1 protein-coding gene and 1 pseudogene are annotated in these 1,124 nt (G+C 58.3%); both read right to left on the bottom strand.

Going from position 1 to position 1,124, the window contains the following annotated elements:
* Positions 1-34: 34 nt before the first annotated feature.
* Entirely contained in the window at positions 35-934 is a 900-nt protein-coding gene (rsmI, locus tag L692_RS0100560; protein WP_025696225.1) for a 16S rRNA (cytidine(1402)-2'-O)-methyltransferase, read from the bottom strand.
* Positions 931-1,124 (bottom strand): annotated as a pseudogene (locus L692_RS32255) (SAM-dependent methyltransferase); the annotation flags it as partial. The gene rsmI and the pseudogene L692_RS32255, both read right to left, overlap by 4 nt.

Raw genomic sequence — 1,124 nt, 5'->3', positions numbered from 1 at the left:
CCTCCGGGATTCGCTTCCTTCGTGCGCGGTGCGACTATTCTTCCAGCAGCGCGTTATAAATATCGCGCTTGGCGACGCCGCGGTCGGAGGCGGCCTTTTTCATGGCGTCCTTGCGGGTGGAGCCGGCGGCCTCGTAATGGGCAACATGCGCCTCAATGCTGAGCGCCCGCCACCATGCGGAATCAGCCTCCTCCGCCTCTTCTTTACTCTCTCCCTCGACAACGATAACGTATTCACCCAGCGGAGGATGCTCCGCCAGCCACTCGGTGCATTCCAGGATGGTGCCGCGCAGAAACTCTTCGTAACGTTTCGTCAGCTCGCGGGCCAGCACAATTCGCCGGTTGCCGAAGGCTTCCTCCAAATGTGCCAACGTTTTCACTATCCGGTGCGGAGACTCGTAGAAGAGCAGCGTCCCCTGGGCGGCGCGCAGCGGAGCAAGCACGGCACGGATGTCCTTTCGCTCACGGGGCAGGAAGCCAACGAAGGTAAAGATGTTGGTCGGCAACCCCGAAGCGATTAGCGCGGACAACGCGGCATTGGCTCCGGGAATGGGCACAACGGGAATTCCTTCGCTTACCGCGAGCGCCACCAGATCGGCTCCGGGGTCCGAAATGGCGGGCAGACCGGCGTCGCTGACCAGCGCCAGATTTTTACCTTCTATTATATAACGGATTAATTCGGGTCCGCTGGCCGCCTTGTTATGCTCATGGTAGCTGAACAGCTGGCCGGGAGAAATGTCGAAATGATTGAGCAGCTTGCGCGTCTGCCTTGTGTCCTCGGCGGCGATAATATCGCATTCCTTGAGTGTACGGACAGCCCGGAACGTCATGTCCTCCAGGTTGCCGATCGGCGTCGCCACCAGGAACAAGGTGCCTGTCTGCTGCTGAATGTCCGTATGCTTAGTCTGAAAGCTGCTTTGGCATTGAATGGTCATGGCTTTACCTCTTTTGAACCGTAATAGATGTCCAGAATCTCCGGACAATATTCATTGTCTTCCGTGTATACAATCAGCGGCGGCTGTACACGCACTTCCGGCTTACCGTCCCGCGCGGCCTCGATCAAGACCATATTGGCTTCCAGATGCGCACGCGGATGCACAAAGCGGATCGACTTCGGCTCCAGCC

Source organism: Paenibacillus forsythiae T98 (assembly GCF_000520735.1).
In the GTDB taxonomy this organism is placed as follows: domain Bacteria; phylum Bacillota; class Bacilli; order Paenibacillales; family Paenibacillaceae; genus Paenibacillus_AQ; species Paenibacillus_AQ forsythiae.
This window is presented reverse-complemented; position numbering and strand designations above follow the sequence as displayed.

Coding starts and splice junctions, on each gene's coding strand:
- rsmI (WP_025696225.1), bottom strand. CDS start 934: ATGACCATTCAATGCCAAAGCAGCTTTCAGACTAAGCATACGGACATT.